Raw genomic sequence first — 23,472 nt, forward strand, 5'->3', positions numbered from 1 at the left:
ATTAAATAAGCTTAACAACCTATTAACCAAGTGTTTTTGGGACTGCAAATGTACGAGAAGCAAGTCAATTAAAAAACAAATCCATAAAAATTAACCAGTTTTGTGCTAGGAAATTATAGACCGAATGAATCCTAAATCCATTGATAATCAAGCGTTTTCTAATTCAATACTAAATTGGTATCAATCAAATCCTCGGGAATTACCCTGGAGAGGAACCCAAGATCCATACAAAATTTGGCTCTCAGAAATCATTCTTCAGCAGACTCGGGTTGCTCAGGGATTACCTTATTATAACAAGTTTGTCAACCAATACCCGACTGTTCGGGAGTTGGCAGAAGCCCCCGAAGAGGAGGTGCTTCGGTTATGGCAAGGCTTGGGATATTACAGCCGTGCCCGCAATCTTCACTTTTGTGCCAAACAGATTTGGTTTGAGCGAGAGGGAGATTTTCCAAAGACCCATAAAGAGCTGTTACTATTAAAAGGAGTGGGCGACTATACCGCCGCAGCAATAGCCAGCTTTGCTTTTGAAGAAAAAAAGGCGGTATTGGATGGAAATGTATTTCGCGTGTTGGCTAGATTTTTTGGAATTGAAACGGATATAGCGAGCGGAAAAGGAAAACGGGAATTTCAGGAATTAGCTGATCAAGTGATTCCTGCAGCGGATCCCGGAGAATACAATCAAGCCATCATGGATTTTGGAGCGCGTCAGTGTGTTCCCGTTAATCCAGATTGTAATTCTTGCCCCTTAAAGTCGAGCTGCTTTGCCTTCAGGAATCAATTGGTTTCATCGCTTCCTGTCAAGGTCAATAAGACAAAAATCAGGGATCGGCATTTTCATTATTTTGTTATTCGTTGCGGGGAAAATTGGGTTTGGAAACGCAGAGCGTCTGGAGATATCTGGGAGGGATTATTCGATTTTCCTATGGCCGAAAAGAAAAATCAAGAGGAAGCACATGACTTCCAAATGCCTTTGGAATGGAAGGGTGAGAGGAAGTTTCCAAAAAAGTATCGACACATATTGTCTCATCAACGCCTTTATGCTGAATTTTCAGAGATAGAAGTCGATCAGTCTGAACATCAAAACCTTGAAAAATGGGCCAAGGAGGAAGGTTTTCTACTAGTAGAGGAAGAGCGAATCGAAGAATTAGCCAAGCCAAAGTTGATTGTAAATTTTTTGAACGATCAAGGCTTTTGATTACCTTCAATCTTCTGTATTAATCAATGAAAATTTAAAAAATGGCTGGAGTAAATAAAGTGATCCTAGTTGGAAATCTTGGGGCAGATCCCGAAGTGAAGTATTTGGAAGGAGATAATGTGGTGGCGAATCTACGTCTCGCAACCACAGAGGCTTATAAGGATCGCAGTGGCAATCGGGTAGAGCAAACGGAATGGCATGATTTGGAACTGTGGGGTGGTCAGGCAAAAATCGCCGAACAATACCTTAAAAAAGGAATGCAAATCTATGTAGAAGGCAAAATCAAGTCTGATACCTGGCAAGACCAAGAAGGGAATAACCGGAAACGAACCAAGATCAGGGTATTAAGTTTCACCATGCTAGGTGCCCGTTCAGAAAATCCGGGTGGCAATCCAAGTTCTGGAGAAGGCAATTATCAGCGGACCAATCCGGCCCCATCGAATCCCGTTTCTCAACCTGCATCCAATTCGATGGATTTAGCTCCATCTTCGGATGAGGATGATGATCTACCGTTTTAAATCAAGTCCCCTGAATTTTTCAGGGGATTTTGTAATTTTGTAGCAACCATCGTGTTTTGTCCATGGACGACCCATACCCGAGTATAGGTTTACTCGCACAAATAGCTGAGCCCGGCGCAGCTTATTTATTACTCAATGGAGTACTTTTTATTCTTTTGCTGATCGGATCCGCCTTGGTTTCCGGTTCAGAAGTTGCATTTTTTTCATTGAGTAATGATGAATTGGATCAGCTCTATGAAAAAGATACCTCTAGAAGTAAAGCAGTTGTTGAGTTGCTTCAGCGACCTAAAGAGCTCCTGAGCACTATCCTGATTCTTAATAATCTGATCAATATTGCCATCGTCACTTTGACGACCTTTGTGGCATGGACTATTTTTGGGATGAATGCTACCGGCATTATGGTCATTTTGATTCAAACGGTCGGGATTACATTTGCCATCGTTTTCTTTGGGGAGATTGTACCCAAAGTTTACGCCAATAAAGCCCGGATGGAGTTTAGCGAGGCCATGTCGCCTGCGATGAAGTTTTTTTCGGCCCTATTAAGACCATTTTCATTTCTTTTAATGTCGATTAGTAACCTGATCGAGCGAAGAATTGAAAAACGAGGTTATTCCCTTTCCGTGGAAGAATTGAATCAGGCCTTGGAACTCACTACCGAGGATACGCCCGATGAGGAACGCGAAATTCTGAAGGGGATTGTAAACTTTGGGACGTTGACTGTGCGGCAAGTGATGCGAAGCCGAATGGAAATCACTGCTGTGGACATGGAGATGGATTTCCATGAATTGATGGATAAAATCAATAAAAGTGGTTATTCCCGAATTCCGGTTTTCCATGAAACCATCGACAATATTCAGGGGATTCTTTACATCAAAGACTTGCTTCCATACATTGAGCGGGATGAAAATTTTGCTTGGCAGGAATTAATCCGAAAGAGTTTCTATGTTCCTGAAAACAAGAAAGTGGATACACTTTTGAAAGATTTTCAGCAAAAGCGGGTTCACATGGCCATTGTTGTGGATGAATATGGAGGAACTTCAGGCTTAGTGACGCTGGAAGATTTGATCGAAGAGATCATCGGGGAAATCAACGATGAGTTTGATGATGCAGAGGGATTCTATTTTAAAGAGTTAGATGATCAGACTTTTATTTTTGAGGGCAAAATCTCGCTTAATGATTTCTGTAAAAAGTTGGAGTTAGATGCTCAGATTTTTGATGAAGTAAAAGGGGAAAATGAATCCTTGGGGGGATTGTTATTGGAATTGAATAGCAAGCTTCCCAAAAATGGAACAAAGATTACTTTTTTGAATTTTGAGTTTACTATTCTCGCAGTTGACTTGAGGAAGATTAAAAAGGTCAAGGTTCATATCAAGTCCCCTGACGAGGAAGGGAATAAGGAGTTTACCGATTAATGAATTTTGTATAATTCCATTTTATCCAAATTTTAAATGGTTATAACCCAGGAGGAATTACTGGTGTTCTGTTAAAATTTGAAAATTCAATCAAAAAAAATCTGCGCTGATTAAAAAATTGGCTTTTTATCTACTTTTTGAATTTTCTATATAAATTTTCAAAAAGCCAGCTCTTTTTAAACCTATTTTTCTAAAAATTTAAGAAAAATTCTTGTTTCAGGTTTATTTTTTAATTCAAATTTCAATTATAAAAAAACAAAAAAATATTCGTTTTCTAGAAAATCTGTCATCAAAACAAGCTGTTTGTTGTAGAAATTTTAATAGGAGTAATTTTTTTGGTAATTTTTGGAAATTTTGAACCTATTAAATCTTAATAATATGCATCATGGATTATACCGTCCCGAACTAGAACATGATTCCTGTGGGATTGGCGCAGTGGTGGATTTGACAGCGGAAGCATCTCACGAAACGATCAGCGATGCGCTCTTTATGTTAAGCAATATGGAGCATCGTGGGGGGCGGGGAGCTGATCCTAAAACAGGAGATGGTGCGGGAATTTTGATCCAGATTCCTCATGAATTTTTAAAGGATATTACAGCCCGTACGGAAATAGATCTTCCGGAGAAAGGATCCTATGGTGTAGGAATGACCTTTTTTCCTAAAAACAAGCAACTATTTCAAAAGTCAAAGGCGCTCTTAAATCAGGTAATTGAAGAGCTTGATTTTGAATTGATTGGCTATCGTCCTGTTCCGGTAGATGAGACAGTTCCCGGCTCTGGGGCTTTGGAAGTGATGCCCAATATTGAGCAGCTATTTGTCCGTCATAAAAAAGGACTTACGGGCCTTGAATTGGAGCGTAAATTATATGTGCTTCGAAATCATGCTACGACTCAAATCAACGAACAGATTCCGGGAGTCAATCAATCCTTTTACTTTGCTTCCTTAAGCAGCCGTACACTTATATATAAAGGCCAACTTCGAACTGACCAAGTTTTGCCTTTTTATAAAGACCTTCAAAACAGTAAGATCGAGTCGGCTTTTGCGATTGTCCACTCGAGATTTTCTACGAATACCTTTCCTAACTGGAGACTAGCCCAGCCATTCCGTTGTCTTTCGCATAATGGGGAAATCAATACCATTCGCGGGAATCTCAACAAAATGAAGTCCAAGGAGACGCTGATGCAATCCAAATTCTTCTCAGATGAGGAACTTCAAATGCTGATGCCGATTACCAATAAGTTGAACTCCGATTCGGCTAATCTGGATGCGATGGTGGAATTACTTTCTCTTTCAGGACGCTCCATCTCCCATGCCATGATGATGTTGGTGCCGGAAGCTTGGCAGGATAATGAGGTTATGGATAGGGATAGAAAAGCTTTTTATAAGTTTCATGCTTCCCTTGTGGAACCATGGGATGGACCTGCGGCACTTTTATTTACGGATGGTGAAAATGTGGGGGCGACTTTGGATCGAAATGGACTTCGTCCACTACGCTATTTCATCACCAAAGATGATCGATTGGTTTTGTCTTCCGAAGCTGGAGCCTTGCCCATCAGGGAAGCTACTATCGTTCAAAAAGGCCGAATCAGTCCTGGAAAGATGCTATTAGCGGATTTATCAAAAGGCAAGGTACTCTTTGATGAAGAAATCAAATCCGAAATCTGCAAAAGTCAGCCTTATGAAAAATGGGTGAATGAACAACGGATCAAACTCCGATTGGAGCCAGATCCTGAAGTACTTTCCCATCCCTATTCGACTGAACATATCCATAAATTCCAAACCATTTTTGGTTACACCTCTGAAGAGTTGAAGGTGGTCTTGGCGCCTATGGGAGGGAATGGTCAGGAAGCGATCGGCTCTATGGGTGCGGATACCCCTTTGGCTGTTTTGTCCAAACAGAGCCAGCATATTTCCAACTATTTCAAACAACTCTTTGCGCAGGTAAGTAATCCGCCAATTGATCCGATTCGCGAGCGATTGGTGATGTCTTTGTTTACCCGAATTGGAGAGGGGTATAATATTTTGGAAGAAAGTCCGCAACATACCCGGCAAATTCATATTTCCCAGCCTGTACTTTTGAATGAATCCCTGGAAAAGATTCAAAATATGGAGGCTCAAGGATATCGGGCTGTAAAACTGTATGCACATTTCCAGGCAGATCATCAGCCGGGGCGCTTATTGGAAGCACTGGATAGTCTTTGTAAAGCAGCAGAAGAGGCTGTTCATGGCCGCAAAAATATTCTGATTATTTCAGATCGAAATAGTAATGAAGAGTGGGCACCAATTCCATCACTGCTAGCAATTGGGGCAGTCCATCATCATTTGGTGAAGAAAAAACTAAGAACCAAAGCTGGCTTAGTTCTGGAGTCTGGAGATATTCGAGAAACGCATCATTTTGCCACTGCCATTGGCTATGGTGCCTCAGCTATCAATCCCTATTTGGCCTTGGAATCCTTACTTTCCATGTATGAAAAGGGGCAGTTTCCCGAAATCAAAGATCGGAAAGCGCTTTTCTCCAACTATCAAAAAGCAATTGGCAAAGGCTTGCTGAAAGTACTATCCAAAATGGGTATTTCTACGCTTCAGTCTTATCAAGGAGCACAGATTTTTGAAGCCATAGGATTGGGTCCAGAAGTAATCGATCGATGCTTTAAGGGCACAGTTTCGAGAATTTCGGGAGTCTCATTCGATGAATTAGCCGAAGAGGTATTGATTCGTCATCGGGCCGCTTACCATACCCATAGTCCAACCCTGGAAACGGGTGGAGTCTATCAGTGGAAGCGAAGAGGAGAAAAGCATTTGTTTAACCCTGAAAGCATACACTTACTTCAAAAATCTACCCGGCTCAACGATTATGCGCTATACAAGAAATTTGCTGCGAAAATCAATGAGCAAAGTAAGGATGCCTTAACCCTTCGAGGTTTGTTTGAGTTTAAAAAGCGGATTTCTATTCCTATCGAAGAAGTAGAGCCAGCTGAATCAATTCTAAAACGATTTGCCACAGGAGCGATGTCCTTCGGATCCATTTCCCATGAAGCTCACACTACCTTGGCGATTGCGATGAATCGTATTGGTGCCAAGAGTAATTCAGGTGAAGGGGGAGAGGATGAAGTCCGATTTGAGCGGAAGGAAAATGGAGATTGGGAACGGTCTGCCATCAAGCAAGTTGCTTCCGGACGTTTTGGTGTGACGAGTAATTATCTGACAAATGCTGAAGAACTTCAGATCAAAATGGCACAAGGAGCAAAGCCAGGTGAGGGAGGACAACTTCCTGGTCATAAGGTGGATGAATGGATTGGCCGTGTACGGCATTCTACTCCTGGGGTAGGTTTGATTTCTCCGCCACCTCATCATGATATTTACTCGATTGAGGATTTGGCGCAGCTCATTTTCGATTTGAAAAACGCCAACCGAAAAGCTCGGATCAATGTCAAGTTGGTCTCTCAAGCTGGTGTAGGTACGGTAGCTGCAGGGGTAGCCAAAGCGATGGCGGATGTTATTTTGATTTCAGGAGCAGATGGAGGAACGGGCGCTTCGCCCCTATCGTCTATTCGTCATGCCGGTTTGCCTTGGGAATTGGGCTTATCCGAAGCACATCAGACTTTAGTAAAAAATAATCTCAGAAGTCGTGTCGTCCTTCAAACAGATGGCCAATTGCGAACAGGTCGAGACATTGCAATAGCAACACTCTTGGGCGCTGAAGAATGGGGTATTTCCACCGCTGCCTTGGTAGTGGAAGGATGTATTATGATGCGAAAATGTCATTTGAATACCTGCCCCGTGGGGATTGCTACTCAAAACCCTGAACTTCGCAAGCTATTCACCGGGGATCCGGATCATGTCGTTAATTATTTCCATTTCCTTGTTCAGGATTTGCGTGAAATCATGGCCTCCCTAGGATTCAGCACCGTGGATGAAATGGTAGGCCAAAGCCATGTTCTTCAGTCGACCGGTCATTTGAATCATTGGAAGTGGGATAAAGTAGACCTTTCTCCTATTTTCCATAAAGTAGAGGTGCCTGATCATGTCGGGATACACAAGCAAATTGACCAAGAGTGGGATTTGTCTGATGTATTGGATACCAAATTGATTGAGGCAGCCAAGCCAGCTCTGGAACAGGAAATCCAGGTATCTGGATCTTTCCAAATAAAAAACACAGATCGGGCTGTAGGAGCGATGCTTTCAAATGAAATCTCAAAAATCTATGGGAGCAAAGGTCTTCAAGATGATACCATTCAAATCAAATTTACCGGATCTGCGGGACAGACCTTCGGAGGGTTCCTGACCAAAGGGGTAAGTTTTGAATTAGAAGGAGAAGCCAATGATTATTTTGGAAAGGGCTTATCAGGAGGTCGATTGACTATTTATCCAAGTCGAAATGCACGATTTAAACCTGAAGAAAATATCATTATTGGAAACGTAGCCTTCTATGGTGCTACCTCTGGAGAAGCCTTTATCAATGGAAAAGGAGGAGAGCGTTTCTGTGTGCGAAATTCTGGAGTAAAAACAGTGGTGGAAGGAATCGGTGATCACGGTTGTGAATACATGACGGGAGGATTGATTATCAATCTAGGAGAAGTTGGTCGAAATTTCGCAGCAGGAATGAGTGGTGGGATCGCCTTTATTCTTCGGGATTACATCACAGAAATCAATCCCGAATTAGTTGATGTAGATCCTTTGACCCAGGAGGATTTGGCTATTATTCAATCCTACCTGCGTAAACACGTGAAGTTGACCGGAAGTAGACTGGCTACCTCTTTTTTGGAAGATTGGGAGAAGCAAAGCCAGAAATTTATTAAGGTGATTCCAAGAGATTACAAAGCAGTATTGGAAAAGAGAGCAAAAGAAAAATCAAAAACATTGGCTTAAGATGGGAGCGAAAGAAGGATTTTTACAATTTAAAAGAGAAACACCTATAACTCGGGATCCGAAAGAGCGGATTGGAGATTATCAGGAAATATATGAGCCTTTTTCAGCTGAAAAGCTGAATCATCAGGCTGCACGCTGTATGGATTGCGGGGTACCCTTTTGCCATCAAGGATGCCCATTAGGTAATGTAATCCCGGAATTCAATGATGCGGTTTATCAACAAAATTGGCAGGAGGCCATTGAGATTCTCCGAAGTACTAACAACTTCCCTGAGTTTACGGGTAGAATATGTCCCGCTCCCTGCGAAGCAAGTTGTGTTTTGGGAATAAATAAGGATCCTGTTACCATTGAGTTAATTGAGAAAAACATTGCTGAAAAAGCCTATGAATTGGGATTGATTCAAGCAAACCCTCCTCAAGCTCGGACCGGAAAGCATGTAGCGATTATCGGTTCCGGACCTGCTGGTTTGGCCGCAGCAGACCAATTAAATCAGGCAGGGCATGAGGTAACGGTATTTGAAAAAGATGCCAAACCCGGAGGTTTACTTCGTTATGGGATTCCCGATTTCAAATTGGAAAAATGGGTAATCGATCGCCGAATAGAATTGATGAAGCAGGAGGGTGTGATTTTCATTTGTAATTCCGATGTGGGCTTCAATATCAAGGTTGAGAATATTCTTCGAAACTTCGATGCGGTGGTTTTGGCCACTGGAGCCCAGCAGCCAAGAGCTTTGAATATCAAAGGTTCAGACCTAAAAGGAGTTCATTTTGCCATGGAATTCCTTGGGAAACAAAACCAAGTTATTGGAGGAGAGATTGAAGAAAATCCGATTTCCGCCAAAGGAAAACATGTCATCGTGATCGGTGGAGGGGATACAGGTAGTGATTGTATTGGTACTTCTAATCGTCATGGCGCTGAGTCGGTTACGCAATTGGAATTGCTTCCTAAACCTCCAAAACAGCGAACCGTTTTGAACCCTTGGCCTGAATGGCCTATGACCTTGAAAACTTCCAGTTCCCATGAAGAGGGGGCGGAGCGTATATTCTCCATTTTGACCAAAGAATTTACCGGAAATGAGCAGGGTGAAGTGACAGGTTTGAAACTTGTCGATATTGAGTGGCTGGAAAAAGATGGACGAATGACCTTCGAAGAAGTGGCAGGTACCGAACGGACCATTCCTTGTGATTTGGCCTTTATTGCAATCGGTTATTTGGGGCCGGCTCAAAATGGGTTATTGGAAGCGTTTGGAGTTGAGGCGATGGAGAATACCTTGCCAAAGTCTAAAAATTACCAAAGCACGAATTCAAAAGTCTTCCTTGCTGGAGATATGCGCAGGGGCCAATCTTTGGTCGTTTGGGCAATTTCCGAAGGCCGTGAGGCAGCAGTAAAAGTCGATGAATACCTGATGGGATCATCTTCACTCCCACAAAAGGATGAGTCTTATTTCCATATTGAAGATGAAATTCACGGAGTAGATTAAGCTGTGTTTGAGTGATTAGATTAAAAAATGCCACCCAATCGGTGGCATTTTTTGTTAAGGAATTAATTCCCTCCTCTTCTTTTTCGAAACTCTTCCCGGTCATGGATTTCTCCTCCTCGTGGACCTCTTCGTTCTCTATCTCCTCGAGCGGCTCTCAGTTCTTCCCATTTTTGTCGCTGCTCTTCAGTAAGTATCGCAATGATTTCTTCTTTTTGGGCCTGGGCTTGTGCTCTTCTAGCTTCCGCTTCTGCTTTTCGTCCCTCGGCTTCAGCTTGTCTTTGCTTTGCATTTTCAAGGTTAATGGCCAATATTTTTGCTTTCTGTTCCTCAGAAAGGCCTAATTGTTCAGCCATTCGATCCGTCATCATTTTTGCGCGTATTTCAGGATCTGGCATTTGTCTTTGGGATTTTTGTTGTGCAAATGCTCCCATGGATAAAAGGAAAATTAGTCCGGTACTCAATAAAATCTTTTTCATTGTCTTTGTGGGTTGTTTGCTTCTTTGACTTGGGAAATAGGGGAAGGTTTATTCTAAAAAAATCGAATTAACATTTCTTCACTACTTTATTTTTTAAACTCAGAAAAGCGAGGTATTGACTTTTTGATTCAGCTTCAAGGAGTTCCTTCCAAAATCAAAAGATTTACTAATTTTAGGCCCAAATTGAGCAAATCCATGGGAAGAGCATTTGAATTTAGAAAAGAGCGAAAATTTAAACGATGGGCAAAGATGTCCAAAGTCTTTACCAAACTAGGTAAAGAAATCGTCATGGCAGTAAAAGCTGGAGGACCTGATCCTGACAGTAATGCCAAACTCCGGACGGTTATCCAAAATGCCAAGGGTGCGCAAATGCCCAAGGATCGGATTGAAGCTGCTATCAAGCGAGCAACCAATAAGGATGAAAAAGACTACGAGGAAGTAGTATACGAAGGCTATGGACCGCATGGGATAGCCGTAATCGTTGAGACATCGACAGATAATACCAACCGGACGGTTGCGAATGTTCGCTCCTACTTTACCAAATATGGAGGTTCTTTGGGAACTTCAGGCTCAGTAAGTTTCATGTTCGACCACAAAGCAGTATTCCGTTTCGCTAAGGATGATTGGGATATGGAAGAGTTGGAATTGGAACTTATTGATTATGGGTTGACAGATATCGATGAAAACGAAGGGGAAATCTTCGTCTACACCGAATTCGGAGATTTCGGAACCATGCAAAAAGCCCTTGAGGAAAAAGGGATTGAAGTAATCTCTGCTGATTTCCAACGGTTCCCAACTACCTTGGTGGAATTGACTGAGGAGCAGGAAGAAATCATCAACAAGCTCATCGATAAACTAGAAGAAGACGATGATGTCAATAACGTTTACACTAACATGGCCTAAGCATTTTGCTTAGGCTTTTTTCTATGAACTTTCCCAAAAGAGAAAATTTATCCGGATACTCCCATCAATTGATCGTGGTAGGAAGTACCAATCCGGTAAAAATAAAGAGTGCCGAAGAAGCATTTAATTTGGCTTTTGATCATCCTTTTCATGTGAGCGGAATCGCAGTTCCTTCTGGAGTATCTGATCAGCCAATGACCGCTGAAGAAACTTGGCAAGGGGCTAGAAACCGAGCTCAAAATGCTAAAAAAGCGTTCCCTGAAGCAGATTATTGGGTTGGGATTGAAGGTGGAGTGGATGAAGATGCGCATGGCTTGTATGCCTTTGCATATATCTATGTTGAGGACAAAACCGGGAAAAGTGGGCAAGCTCAAACAGGCACTTTTTATCTTCCTGAACCTATCGCTGAATTAGTCAAACAGGGAGTAGAATTGGGAAAGGCTGATGATCAGTTTTTTTCACAAGAAAATTCGAAACAACAAGGCGGTTCAGTGGGGATTTTGACCCAAGGCAAACTAGATCGGAAAAGTTATTATTCTCAAGCAGTTTTGCTGGCTTTGATTCCTTTTATTCAAAAAGATTTGTATAAATAGGACTGATCAAATAAAATTTTTAAAAAAGCCAATTTGGTTCAAAAAACTTTTTGGAAATTCTAGGATGTTAAAACTTTTTTTATTTCTTTAGGGAATAGAAAGGTTCATATACAAAAAAGACCATTTCATCACAAAAATAAATAGTAAAGTTGCTTTAATCACCCCTAATTCAGTCAAGCAACAAGGCCTCCCTTCGGGGAGGTTTATTTTTTTAGGTTTCTCAGAAAATTACGAAGTGCTACGCGCCAATCCGGGTCTGCATCCCATTCCGGTCCAATGTACAACTCATCCCGTACGATTAGCTTGATGTAGAATTTTACCACGGTTTCTGTTTCCGTTTCCGAGTTGGCTTCTAAGCCCATACTTTTCTTGAGATCTGCCTCCCGACCTTCTACTCGAACCAATAAGAATTGTACTCGATCCCGAATTAACTCCTCATTGGTTTGGGATTCGGTCAACCACACAAACTCATGCGGATATTCCGATTTCAAAATGGCTTCGAGCTGCGTCTTTTGAGATGCTTGCTCTGCTAAAATCGTTTCTGCTGATTTTCCATAAAGGTCAAATCGAAAGAAACTCAAGGATCCTGTCGCAGCACTGCTTCCTTCTAATGGAATCCCAAGTTTAAACACTTCAAGGTTTAGGGGATTTCTCGGCAAAAATTTTGAAGTCGCTAAACTGGTGTTGCTTTGTGCTCCCACCTGACTGGGAAATTCCGGAACATCGATGACCAAGAGGTTTTTGCTTCGTTGATTTTGGGTAGAACTTGCTAAAAGTTGCCCGGCTTCGCTTAAATCCTTTCCCGAGGTGCCAAACAAGGAAGTACTGCTTATCACCTGCCCATCACCACTGAATTCCCCGATATGAATACTTGCCTGATTTTTTTGTCGTGTTATCAGAATAATGTTTTTAACGAGTCGCTGATCGAAGGCTTTGGCATATGCCGCCCGAATCTCTTCCGATAGAACCACTTGCTCCAATTCATAATAAGCTACTGGGTCAGCCCCGGCTTCAACCAAATAATGGTGGACAGTGTCGGAAGCCGTTTTCCAATCCATAGCGGGCCGAGCTCCCGGATCAACGGAAACCAGTACGACTGACTTTCCATCAAAAAAGCTTTCAGACAAACCATTCTGTGGGAAGGCTTGAAAGGAAATGAAGCTGAGAAGAAATACGAAAAAGAAATATTTCATGAATGAAGGTTTCTAAAAGCTTCCTTTTAAATTTCGACTATAAATAACGAAAAAAATACCAGCTCATGCGGTGGAATCTTCAAGTATTCGCTACAATTATTCTGTTTTTTACGGCACATAGTTCATTTTCTCAAAAGCTACAAGATAGAAATCTAATCAAAAACCTGGTATTTCTATCCTCAGATGAGTTAAAGGGCCGTGAATCGGGTACGCCCGAAAATCTCCGTGCTCGGGATTATATCAAGGAGCAATTTATTGGGATGGGGTTAGAAACGCAGTATCCGGATTTTTTCCAAGAATTTCGATTTACCAGCAGAAGAGAAAATACTACCATCACTGGATTTAATGTGGTTGGTTTTGTTCCTGGAACAGAAAGTAAAAAAATCATTGTCATTACAGCACATTTTGACCATGTGGGGATTGGGAGGCCGACAGCTGCCGGAGATTCCATTTATAATGGTGCTGATGACAATGCTTCAGGAACAGCAGCCTTAATTGAGATGGCCCGTTATTTTTCTCAAAATCCTCCTAAGCATTCCATGATTTTTGCGGCATTAGATGCAGAAGAAAAAGGGCTTCAAGGCGCAAAAGCACTGGTAGAGGATTTTCCTTTTGAACTGGATCAAATCCTTCTCAATATCAATATGGATATGATTTCACGAAATGAAGCGGGGGAGCTCTATGTCTCAGGGACGCACTACTATCCGGAATATCGGGCTTTGCTGGAGGAAGTTTCTGAAGGCAAGAAACCTACTTTGAAATTTGGTCATGATACTCCAGGGACAGGAAGGGAGGACTGGACCCGATCTTCAGATCATGGGGCTTTCTTTGATAAAAAAATCCCTCATCTCTATTTTGGTGTGGAAGATCACGAGGATTATCATCAGCCGAGTGATGAATATTCTCAAGTTAATCCCCGGTTTTTCGTTGATGCATCCCACCTAATCCTCGCCTGTATTGAAAAAATTGACCAGGATTTTATAATTCCTTGACGCTTTCTTTTCCTTTGATGGAGAGCTTAGTTACTTTGCTTTCTAGAAAACTGCCATCGTTTTGGGAAAGAATGACTTCATTGCACGTCTGCTGATCTGGAGACTCCGTCATATGAGTAACCAGAATTTTATCCTGATTCTCAGCGGGATAATTGGGATACTTTCTGGTCTGGCGGCAGTGATTTTGAAAGAGGGAGTGCACTTTATCCAAAACTTTTTGACAGAGGACTTCTATGTAGAATATGCCAATTTCCTCTATATCATTTACCCCATTATTGGTATATCGGCTGCTTTTATTCTCAGCAAATACCTCTTTAAGGACTTTGGAGGGCATGGAATTCCTGATGTCCTGTTCACGATTTCCAAAAAGCAAAGTCTAATTCCTCGGGTAAAAACCTACAGTCGTGTGATCACTTCCGCCTTGACGGTAGGTTTTGGAGGCTCTGTAGGATTGGAAGCACCGATGTTGGTAACCGGTTCTGCCATAGGGTCCAATATCGGGTTGATGGTTCATCTCAATTCGAAGAAGCGGGCCTTATTAATTGGCTGTGGTGCAGCAGGAGCAATTTCAGCCATCTTTGGAGCTCCAATTGGAGCTGTGATTTTCGCGATTGAAGTAATTCTTATGGAAATCAGTACAGCAAGCTTCATTCCGCTGCTGATAGCTTCCGTGACAGGATCCTTGACCTCTATGATGTTGATAGGAAGGGATCGCGTGTTTTATTTTGATTTGCAGGATTCCTTTATGGCTTCCCACATGCCCTATTATTTGATTTTAGGGATACTTTGTGGAGTGACCTCCTTATATTTCAGTAAAGCTGTGATGAGGACCGAACGAATCATGGAAGGCTTTGAAAGCCAATTGCTTCGAATTCTGTATGGAGGAGCTTTGCTGGGCTTTATCCTCTTCTTCTTCCCGCCGATTTATGGAGAAGGGTATGATACGCTGAATATGTTGATTCGGGGTGAATCCAATCAGCTATTGGATAAATCCCCATTTTTCTCGGCAATCGAAAACCCCTACATGATTTTGTTCTTTCTGGCCTTTGTGATTTTGATCAAGCCGGTTGCTTCTGCTTTGACCTTGAGTGCCGGAGGAGCAGGGGGGATTTTTGCACCTTCTCTATACGTAGGAGGAATCTTAGGTTTTCTCTTTGCTTATGCTAAAAATATGCTTGATTTCCATATTCCGCTTCCCTTGGCTCACTTTACCTTGGTAGCGATGTGTGGAGTAATGGCTGGAGTTCAACATGCTCCACTTTCGGCGATATTCTTGATTGCGGAGATTACTGGAGGCTATGAGCTGTTTGTTCCGCTGATGTTTGTGTCCGCCATTTCTTTCGTGACTAAGACTTATTATCAAAAGGATAGTCTGTACACCCAACAACTCAAAGAAAAAGGGCGGTCCCTTCCCGAAACGCCAGATCAGGAATTGCTGGATATGATTTCCATTCATCAGGTGATAGAACGGGATTTGTTACCGATTCATCCTAATTCCCGTTTGAAAGATTTGATTGATTTGGTAAAAATATCCAAGCGGAATATTTTCCCAGTGGTGGATGAGCATCAGCATCTCCGAGGAATTATTACCCTTGATGATATTCGGGATATCATGTTCGATAAGGAGAAGCAGGAAACAATCCAAATTCAATCCCTAATGCACAGTCCTCCTGAAATTCTATCTGCTCATGAAAATATGCAAAAGGCAATGGAGAAATTTGAAAAATCTGGAGCTTGGAATTTGCCGGTAGTAGAGGATGGGCGCTATATTGGCTTTGTTTCAAAGTCTAGAATTTTTAATTCTTATCGGAAAAGATTGATCCGAAAGAAGCATGACTAAATTATTTTTAGAATAAAATTTGGAATTTGAAATTATCCACGATTTTCCGAAAATCTCAGATTGAAAAATTTAAGTTAGCTTCAATTATCCACAAAATCGGACATTTTTAAATTCATTTAAAATATTGATAACCAATTATTTAAACTTGTTTTGTGGAAAACTGTGGATAAATTAATGAAAATGTGGATAAAAAAATCTTGACTTTTTTAATCCTTAAATACGATCAGTATAGCCCGATTTTTAACCTTTGGTTAACCTCGCTTAACCTTCTCTTAATTCTCTGTTTTTATTTGAAAAAAATATTGAAAACAAATTTTATTTTGAATCGTTGTCTCCCGAAGTAAATAGTAAGGTGAAAAATTATCTTTGATTATGCTTGTATCGGAAAAAGCTAATTCTGAATTGAAATAGTATAAAATCATTTTCCGTAAGGTAATGGATCTAAGTTGTTCATTTGTCGTAAAATCCAAGTCTGCCTTTGCAGGAGATAGGGTGTAGGTTTTTTAGGAGACCAGCGGCGTGGATTGGGGAGGCAAGCTGCTATTAGCGCAGCCTCACGCTTTGAAAGACGGTCGGCGGATTTTCCAAAATATTCCTGTGAAGCTACTTCTATTCCATAAATGCCTGGACCCATTTCTATTACATTGAGGTAGATTTCCATAATTCGTTCTTTCCCCCAAATCAATTCTATCAAAAATGTAAAATAGGCCTCTAGTCCTTTCCGAACATAAGTTCTGCCTGGCCAAAGGAAGACATTTTTTGCGGTTTGCTGGGAAATTGTACTCGCCCCCCGAACCCGTCGGCCTTTTTGATTTTCTTCCCAGGCTTTTTTCATCGCCTCCCAGTCAAAACCGGAATGATTTAGGAAGTTTTGATCTTCAGCGGCATAAACAGCCTGAAATGCTACTTGGGAAATTTCTTCTGCAGGAACCCAGGTTTTTTCGAAGGGAATGGCTGACTTTTCTTCTTCAAAACTTTCTACCCATCTGATCACCATTAAAGGGGTAAGGGGCACAGGGACATATCGATAGAGGATGGTTGAACCTATGGAAAGGATAAAAAAGAAGACCGCAAGTTTGAGGATAAATCGGATGAACCAGCGAATGAGTTTTTTCATGGCTTAAAGGCTTTCGCTTGGATAAACTGATAAAAAAATACGGCCTTAGAATCTGTTGCAAGTTTGTCCAGATCAGATTCCATTCTTTTGACTAGTGTATTTTCAATTATGCCGGAGTCAACCATTTCTGCGGCTGAACTCAGCATCAGGCTTTTCCAATAATCTGTCATCAACTTTAATTTCTCAGGTTGGGATTGATCTAAATGGAATCCGCCGGTTATCAGCTCGATTTTTTCAAACCCTGCCTGATGCAATAGGTTTCCCAGTTGCAAGCCAATATCAGGATTGCCTCCATGCTGTATCTGGAATGAATTGTAAGCTTGATAATATTCAGTTAATCCTTGGAGTTTTGGAAAGAACTGAAAGCTGGAATTAAATACCTCCGTGACATAAATTATCGCTCCAGATTCAAGGTGCGAAAAGATCCTTTCCAGAACATTTTGAGGTTGGGAAATATGCTCCAAAACCCAACAGATGAAAGCTGAGTCAAATTTCTTATCCACTTGAAGTTGACTAGCATCTTGCTGAATCAATTCAACATTCCGATCTTGGAACTTACTGAGATTGTGTTTTGCTTGAGCAAGTTGGCGGGCCTCTATTTCAACACAGGTAATGGAAAGCTCAGGAAATTTTTCGAGCAAAATGCGAGTTTGCCCTCCAACACCTGAACCAATTTCCAGTAAATTTTTGGATTGGCTTAGATCAATCCAGGGATAGATTAGGGAGTTCAAAAACCCTGCTTGTTCAAGGAGCCTTTTTTGCTCCTCCTCCAGATATCCGTGAATGTAAGTACCCATATTTCTGAAAATAAAGTTCTTAAAGATAGTATCAATTTAGATGGCTTCTTGTTAGAAAGGCTCTGTGAGAAATTTTCTTTTTTGAGGATTTGAGGTCCAAACTCTCTGATTTTTTTAAATCTTAATTGGAGGCAGCTGTTGAGTCACTGTTTTGTTGCATTTAAAAAATAAAGATCGCTAATTCGCTTTAAGCAACTATTATCCCCCAAACCATGACAAATCCTATCCGCATCGGCAGTTTTGAAGATTTTGAAGTTTACAATGGAAAAGAACTTGGTACTTCTGATTTTTTTAGGATTACCCAAGATCAAATCAATCTTTTTGCAGATGCGACACATGATCATCAATGGATCCATACTGATCCTGAGCGAGCCAAAAAAGAGGGAGCTTTTGGCAATACGATAGCCCATGGTTACCTGACTTTGAGTATCGTGCCTTATTTATGGGAGCAGATTGTTCAAGTGGAAAATTTGAAAATGATGATCAATTATGGGATTGAAAATCTGCGTTTTGCGCAAGCAGTTACTGTGAATAGTGAGGTACGGCTGGTAGCGAAACTTCGGAATGTCGCTAATCTGCGTGGTACAGTGAAAGCTGAAGTTGAGGTTAAATTGGAAATTAAAGATCAAAAAAAACCGGCGTTCACCGGTGTATTGATTTTCTTATATCATTTCCAAGATTAGGACTTCAGTAAGTCATTGATGACAGTGGCTGCACAGGAGCAACCGAACGCAGCAGGTAAAAATGACATGGTTCCGTAGGCTGATTTTTTGAAGTTGGTGCCATCGGTCATCATCAAGCTTTCCCGGATTACCCGCTCTGTGGAGAAGACCGCCTTGAATCCCGAATAGATTTTACGATTTCTTAATCGCTTGCGAACAAGACGGGCCAATTTACATTCGTAGGTTTCGGAAATATCGACCACACGAATTTGTGTGGGGTCTACTTTTCCTCCGGCTCCCATGGAACTTACAAGTGGAAATTTTCTTCGAAAGGCTCCCTCGATGAGGTGGAGTTTTGGGGTGAAGCTATCGATACAGTCTACTACATAATCAAATTCATTTTCTTCCAAGAGTCGGGTCATGGCATCAGGTCGAAGGAATTCCCGAATCGCATGAACTTTTAAATTAGGATTGATGGCTAGCAATCGTTCTTCCATCCATTCCGCCTTGGATTGTCCTACGTTTTTTTGCGTAGCAGGTAACTGACGGTTGACATTGCTGATGTCCACTGTGTCTCCGTCGATGATCGTCATCTCACCCACGCCGGATCGGGCAATAAATTCTGCCGCAAAGGAGCCAACGCCTCCCAAGCCCACAACCAATACATGTTTTTGGGCAAGTTTTTCCAATCCTTCCCGTCCTGTAATTAGTTCGGTTCGGCTTAGCCAAGCAAAGTCACTCATTTGATTTTTCTACTTGAGATACGATTCCAATTTTCGATGGCCTGCTTTTGGAGTTCTTCCACAGGCCGGGCCAAAATTACAGAAGCAGCTTCATAAATGGAATCAATTGAAAGGGAAGCATCGTCTGTTTCGAAAAAAAATCGATCCGAGGGACAGGATTTTAGCCAATGTGAAGCATTCGAATGGGTTTTCATTAAGGCTTTCCCGAAAGAAAAATAAACTGGAAATTCCAGTAACTGACTTGCTAAATGGGGCTTTATATTCCACCCGTGCCAGATTATGGGAGGAGTTTTTTTATGGTTTTTCAAAAAGGGCAATAATAAGTCGTGAGCTTTGACACAATGTAAGATCAGGGGAATCTTTTTTTCAATTGCTAATTGTGCCTGAGATTCGAACGCTTCTTGTTGAATTGAAATTTCTGGCCCTCTTAGTCTATCAAATCCACACTCACCCAAAGCCAAGCAATTTTGATCTTCTACTTCGGCTTTGACTTTCTGAAACTGATCTTCCCAATTTTCCTGTAAATACCAAGGGTGGATGCCGGCCGAAAAATATCCCTCTGGTTTGGGAATCTGATCAAGAGAAAGATTCCAAATTCCCGGAGAGTTAGGATTGTGGGTATGGAAGTCAAAAGACTGCATAGCTCAAAGATCAAAAAAAGCCGGAAAATCCGGCTCTTACATCAATGCTTTTTGTTTTGGAAAGTTCCTCCTCCCTGTTTGAAGGTAAGGCTTTCCTCGACTGGGTTAAAGAAAAAGATAGCTCCCCTTTAACCGAATTCAAATCTTGGTTTTGCTACCTCATTTCTGAAGTTGGAGTTCAATAGAAAATGTCATCTTATTGTGTTCCAATTTCTGGCGGTAGGCCATAATACTCAAAATAGGTGGCCGTTTTAATACCCTTTATTTATGGTTTTGAGCTTTTTAATTCTTCTAAGAAAGAATGAATGTTGTGTTCTTCCCGGTAAAGTGAATCTTTATAATCCACTTCATACTTTTCAAGTATCATGGAAATATTATAACCTATAGGGTACCAATATCTATTATTATATATGTTGAAAAGTGCTTTGTCTTTTGAAACTTCATATTCATCAAACATATTGGTAATTAGTGCTTGGTCGGATTTATGCAGGGCTTCTCCATTAGGCTCATTCTTGGCTAGATATCTTTTCACAAGTGATTCAAAGTATCTTGCATTTCCTTCTATAGTAATCTCAAAATCTTCGGCATCGCGAATGTCAACACCGTACTCTTTTTTGATTTTATCAATCCTCAAGTTTCGAAGTGAATCATATGCTGTAAGATTTTGAGTTAAATCGGCTCCATCTATCCATATTGCCTTTAACAAATCATTTTCTTTTCGAACGCTTTCACTATACCATTCAAGATCATTGTGGTAGGAGCCTAGAAATTGGTCAGGACCTCCAGGAATATCGAATGTTTTACGATATTCATGAGCTTCAGGAAATGATCGTTGATATCCGTGAAAAAGCTCATGCATGACCATAATAGACCAATCTTCAAGATCAACCAGATCATTTTGAAGGAATTTTTTCGTCAACTCAAAGCTTTGACAATACAAAACATTGCTGTTATAATGAAGAGCTGTAGAATCTGAAGAAAAGCTTACTGAAAAACTAAAATTAGTTGTATCTGTGAACTCCTCTGAAAGCTTTATAACTGATACCTTGTCGAAAGCAGGAATTTCCTCGTGATCCGTAATCTTTCGAATATGATCGTTTGGGTTAAGGACAAAGGTGTTTTCTTTTGTTCCATAAACTACTGGTTGATAAAAATCTTTATTCCCAAAGTCAGGCCAAGACTCCTGTGCCACATTATTTTTAATATTGATCAAGTAGCTCAGGTGTCTGAAATAGCTTTTATCCATTAAAGAGTTACCTGTATCCTCGTTCTTTATTTTGTCCGTGCAAGAAAATAATGTAAGCAGTATAGGTATTAATAGCAGATTCTTCATCATGTTTGATTGTCAAAACGCTCCCAATGAATGCTTTCATTGGGAGCTGATTTTCAAAGTATTAAGTTTAATCTAGGCGGTTTCTTTCTTCTGAGCTACCCGTACTGGATCGTACACGGAAGCTTTCTCCTTGAGCAAATCTCCATCGGAGTGTAAATCGTACCCCTTGGTTGCTTCGGTATTGACGGAATCCGGTATTGATATCCGCGAAGTCTACATTGGCGCGGATGACCTGAGTTCGGAATAAATCGGTTCCATTTACTGCCAAAGTCAATCGGTCTTTCATCAGGGTTTTGGTCACACCGGCATCCATCCATGCAAAGCCTTCAATAGTTCCTTGCCCCCAAATTTGAGGACCAACATACATCCCAACGAGTTCAAGTTTAAATCCTTTAGGTAGCTGAAGGTTGTGCTGAGTTCGAGCCATAAAGGAAACTTGGTCTACATCCAAGAAATCTTCACCAATCTGAGATTTGTATTGGTTGTAATTCACTTGAACCATGTTGGAGGTGTTCCACCATTTTGTGATATCTACTGGAACAATTCCTCGGAAATTCACATTTCTGGTCTTGTCAAAATTATCTGTGAAAGTGGTAGTTGTTCGCTCTTCTTGGTCCTGAATGAATACTTGCATAAAGGCGTCTTCAGTCTCTGAATATCCAAGGGTAAATTGATAGGCTCCGTTGATTACATGGTTCATCTCAATATTATTGGAGTACTGAGGACGTAGGTTTGGATTTCCTCTCTCCGAAGTCAATGGATCGATATAGTAAACAAAAGGATTCAACAATCGATAATTCGGACGAGTAATTCGTCTATTGACATTATATATGATCTGATATTTTTCGCTCACTTGATGCTGGACAAAGAAGCTTGGAAACAGGTTGAAATACTGCTGTTTGTTTTGCTGATCTAATGTCACCGAATTACCCAAAATGTCTGAGTATTCTCCTCTTAAGCCAAATTGATAGTTTACTTTTGGACTGAAAGCTCCTTTGAGTGATGCATAAGCTGCCAAAACGTTTTCATTATAAATGAATCTATTGGAGTTGGGATCTGGCTCAAATGGCCCTTCCTCAATGGATCGGCTTAGATCTAAATCATTATCTGATTTTACCCAACTTCCCTTCAATCCGGTTTCTAATACTTTTCCATTTTTCAGCGGCTTGGTGAAATCGACCTTTGCTGTAAAAATGGTGTAATACATATCATTCAAAGTCTGAATTCTGTCCGTTGTAAAGTTGCTCTGATTGGTGCCGGTCCAATATTCATTGGATAGGATGGAAGTAGAGTTGGCATCCATGATGGTATAGTCCAGGTCTGCTGAAATTTTTGTTCCCAAAGTATCTAATTTTCCATCATAGTGAAGGTTTCCGAAAATTCGGGTTCTGGTTCCGTTGTCGTCATTTCGGGAGTTCAAATAGTTGAATTCAGATTCGCCTGGAATAGAAATCTCCGTGAAGGAGGTATTATTTGATCCTCCTGTAGACCTGGATGCTTGCAAATTGATCCCCAAGTTATGATTGGGATTGATTTCATAGTTTGCCGATCCGGTAAAATTCGGAGTACGGAAGCGCGTTTTGATTCTGGAGTCTTGGGTAAACTTAGAAGTCCCTTCCTCTAGCTCAAAGTTTCGGATGATATCTAGGTCATTGTAATTTGCATTTTCATTGTAGTTCAAATTCGCATTCGTAGACCATTTTCCTTTTTTCACATTGATAGTTGCGCCAGCAATAGGAGCATTCAATCCGTTGTATTGAGTACCTAATTGTATATTGCCAAAGACACCATCTACCGTGTTTTTCTTTAATACAATGTTGATCACACCAGCTGCACCTTCTGCATCAAAGCGGGCAGAGGGATTGTTGATCACCTCAATGCTTTTGATGTTTTCTGCAGGCATGGAACGGAGGTAATTCGCTAAATCAGTCGCGCTCATATAGGTAGGTCGATCATTAATCATCACAGTAACGCCTCCCCGCCCATTCAGGATAATATTTCCATCTTGATCCACATAGACGCCTGGTGAACGACCGATAACATCCAAGGTATTTGACCCTTCTGCCATAACCGTTCCCTCTACATTGACAATAGTTTTATCCGGTTCGATGATGATTTCCGGACGAGAAGATTGAACGGTAACCTCATCCAATCCACTCATTTCATCATTGATGGTAATGGTTCCAAAGTCTTTCGTCAAGCCTGGGACCAAGTCAAATGCCTCCGAAGTATAAGTTGCATAGCCAATGGAGGAAATGACTAGCTGAACCTTAGCTGATTTGACGGATTCGATGAAGAATGTACCCTCTTCATCAGATACAGCTCCATCTACAAGGCCTCCTCCGTTGGAGCTTACAAGTGCTACATTCGCAAAAGGAACAGGTGCGCCACCTTGGTCGATGACTTTACCTGATAGTTTGCTAATATCCTTTGCTGCTAAGCTGCTCAACCCCATTAGGTAAAGCAGGAAGGAAAGAAAAATCAAGTTGGCAGTTTTCATGAGTGTTGGTTTAATTGTTTAATACCATTCTATGAAAAAGCAATGCCATAAGACAAAAAAGTGCTTCAGTTGCTTTATTTAGTTGTTTTTATACAAATAGCAGAAAAGAGTGTGTACGATACCGAACAATTTTTGCCACTCAACCGAACAAAAAAAATCCCCGGACATTGGGCCCGGGGATATTAAAAATTATTGGTTTCTCTTTAAT

At 41.1% G+C, this 23,472-nt stretch carries 18 protein-coding genes; 10 read left to right on the top strand and 8 right to left on the bottom strand.

Features of this window, described 5'->3' with window-relative positions; all coding sequences use genetic code 11:
* Positions 1 to 124: 124 nt before the first annotated feature.
* The 5 genes from mutY (at position 125) to HWE15_RS10025 (ending at position 9,474) form a co-directional block, all read left to right on the top strand.
* On the top strand, positions 125 to 1,195 hold the full coding sequence (gene mutY, locus HWE15_RS10005; protein ID WP_290507386.1) for an A/G-specific adenine glycosylase: 1,071 nt from the start codon (positions 125 to 127) through the stop codon (positions 1,193 to 1,195).
* A gap of 41 nt (positions 1,196 to 1,236) precedes the next feature.
* Entirely contained in the window at positions 1,237 to 1,713 is a 477-nt protein-coding gene (locus HWE15_RS10010; RefSeq protein ID WP_290507387.1) for a single-stranded DNA-binding protein, read from the top strand.
* 62 nt (positions 1,714 to 1,775) lie between these two features.
* The gene (gene gldE, locus HWE15_RS10015) at positions 1,776 to 3,125 is read left to right on the top strand and encodes a gliding motility-associated protein GldE (protein WP_290507388.1); all 1,350 of its coding nucleotides are present in this window, start codon (positions 1,776 to 1,778) and stop codon (positions 3,123 to 3,125) included.
* Between the two features lie 378 nt (positions 3,126 to 3,503).
* Entirely contained in the window at positions 3,504 to 7,994 is a 4,491-nt protein-coding gene (gene gltB / locus HWE15_RS10020; RefSeq protein WP_290507389.1) for a glutamate synthase large subunit, read from the top strand.
* A 1-nt stretch (position 7,995) separates the two neighbouring features.
* A complete protein-coding gene (locus HWE15_RS10025; protein WP_290507390.1) occupies positions 7,996 to 9,474 on the top strand; it encodes a glutamate synthase subunit beta in 1,479 nt (492 codons plus the stop codon).
* A 62-nt stretch (positions 9,475 to 9,536) separates the two neighbouring features.
* On the opposite strand, the gene HWE15_RS10030 is transcribed toward HWE15_RS10025, so the two are convergent.
* A complete protein-coding gene (locus tag HWE15_RS10030; RefSeq protein ID WP_290507391.1) occupies positions 9,537 to 9,950 on the bottom strand; it encodes a DUF4890 domain-containing protein in 414 nt (137 codons plus the stop codon).
* A gap of 195 nt (positions 9,951 to 10,145) precedes the next feature.
* Here HWE15_RS10030 and HWE15_RS10035 point away from each other — a divergent pair, with 195 nt between their 5' ends.
* Positions 10,146 to 10,853 carry a YebC/PmpR family DNA-binding transcriptional regulator gene (locus HWE15_RS10035; RefSeq protein WP_290507392.1) on the top strand — a complete coding sequence of 236 codons (708 nt, stop codon included), beginning with the start codon at positions 10,146 to 10,148 and terminating at the stop codon, positions 10,851 to 10,853.
* Positions 10,854 to 10,876: 23 nt separating this feature from the next.
* Entirely contained in the window at positions 10,877 to 11,446 is a 570-nt protein-coding gene (yjjX, locus tag HWE15_RS10040) for an inosine/xanthosine triphosphatase (RefSeq protein WP_290507393.1), read from the top strand.
* A 203-nt stretch (positions 11,447 to 11,649) separates the two neighbouring features.
* Here yjjX and HWE15_RS10045 read toward each other — a convergent pair whose 3' ends face one another.
* On the bottom strand, positions 11,650 to 12,639 hold the full coding sequence (locus HWE15_RS10045) for an NTPase (RefSeq protein WP_290507394.1): 990 nt from the start codon (positions 12,637 to 12,639) through the stop codon (positions 11,650 to 11,652).
* 65 nt (positions 12,640 to 12,704) lie between these two features.
* Here HWE15_RS10045 and HWE15_RS10050 point away from each other — a divergent pair, with 65 nt between their 5' ends.
* Both HWE15_RS10050 and HWE15_RS10055 read left to right on the top strand, forming a co-directional pair.
* Positions 12,705 to 13,631: a M28 family peptidase gene (locus HWE15_RS10050; RefSeq protein WP_290507395.1), complete on the top strand. Its 927-nt coding sequence runs from the start codon at positions 12,705 to 12,707 to the stop codon at positions 13,629 to 13,631.
* A gap of 112 nt (positions 13,632 to 13,743) precedes the next feature.
* Entirely contained in the window at positions 13,744 to 15,471 is a 1,728-nt protein-coding gene (locus HWE15_RS10055) for a chloride channel protein (RefSeq protein ID WP_290507396.1), read from the top strand.
* 418 nt (positions 15,472 to 15,889) lie between these two features.
* On the opposite strand, the gene mtgA is transcribed toward HWE15_RS10055, so the two are convergent.
* Both mtgA and HWE15_RS10065 read right to left on the bottom strand, forming a co-directional pair.
* Positions 15,890 to 16,588, bottom strand: coding sequence for a monofunctional biosynthetic peptidoglycan transglycosylase (mtgA, locus tag HWE15_RS10060; RefSeq protein ID WP_290507397.1), 699 nt, complete (start codon positions 16,586 to 16,588; stop codon positions 15,890 to 15,892).
* The gene (locus HWE15_RS10065; protein ID WP_290507398.1) at positions 16,585 to 17,385 is read right to left on the bottom strand and encodes a class I SAM-dependent methyltransferase; all 801 of its coding nucleotides are present in this window, start codon (positions 17,383 to 17,385) and stop codon (positions 16,585 to 16,587) included. The genes mtgA and HWE15_RS10065 overlap by 4 nt, the downstream gene beginning before the upstream one ends.
* A gap of 212 nt (positions 17,386 to 17,597) precedes the next feature.
* Here HWE15_RS10065 and HWE15_RS10070 point away from each other — a divergent pair, with 212 nt between their 5' ends.
* Complete coding sequence (locus HWE15_RS10070) at positions 17,598 to 18,068, top strand: MaoC family dehydratase (RefSeq protein WP_290507399.1); 471 nt, start codon at positions 17,598 to 17,600, stop codon at positions 18,066 to 18,068.
* Here HWE15_RS10070 and HWE15_RS10075 read toward each other — a convergent pair.
* The 4 genes from HWE15_RS10075 to HWE15_RS10090 all read right to left on the bottom strand — a co-directional run bounded on the left by HWE15_RS10075 (position 18,065) and on the right by HWE15_RS10090 (position 23,264).
* Positions 18,065 to 18,790, bottom strand: a complete 726-nt coding sequence (locus tag HWE15_RS10075; protein ID WP_290507400.1) for a tRNA threonylcarbamoyladenosine dehydratase — start codon at positions 18,788 to 18,790, stop codon at positions 18,065 to 18,067. The two genes, HWE15_RS10070 and HWE15_RS10075, sit on opposite strands and share 4 nt — an antisense overlap.
* Positions 18,787 to 19,431, bottom strand: a complete 645-nt coding sequence (locus HWE15_RS10080) for a TatD family hydrolase (protein ID WP_290507401.1) — start codon at positions 19,429 to 19,431, stop codon at positions 18,787 to 18,789. The genes HWE15_RS10075 and HWE15_RS10080 overlap by 4 nt, the downstream gene beginning before the upstream one ends.
* 265 nt (positions 19,432 to 19,696) lie before the next feature.
* Positions 19,697 to 20,644 (bottom strand): hypothetical protein, encoded by a 948-nt coding sequence (locus tag HWE15_RS10085; protein WP_290507402.1) that lies wholly within the window; start codon positions 20,642 to 20,644, stop codon positions 19,697 to 19,699.
* A gap of 187 nt (positions 20,645 to 20,831) precedes the next feature.
* The gene (locus tag HWE15_RS10090; RefSeq protein WP_290507403.1) at positions 20,832 to 23,264 is read right to left on the bottom strand and encodes an outer membrane beta-barrel protein; all 2,433 of its coding nucleotides are present in this window, start codon (positions 23,262 to 23,264) and stop codon (positions 20,832 to 20,834) included.
* Positions 23,265 to 23,472 lie beyond the last annotated feature (208 nt).

This window comes from Algoriphagus sp. (assembly GCF_013373065.1).
Taxonomy (GTDB): Bacteria; Bacteroidota; Bacteroidia; order Cytophagales; family Cyclobacteriaceae; genus Algoriphagus.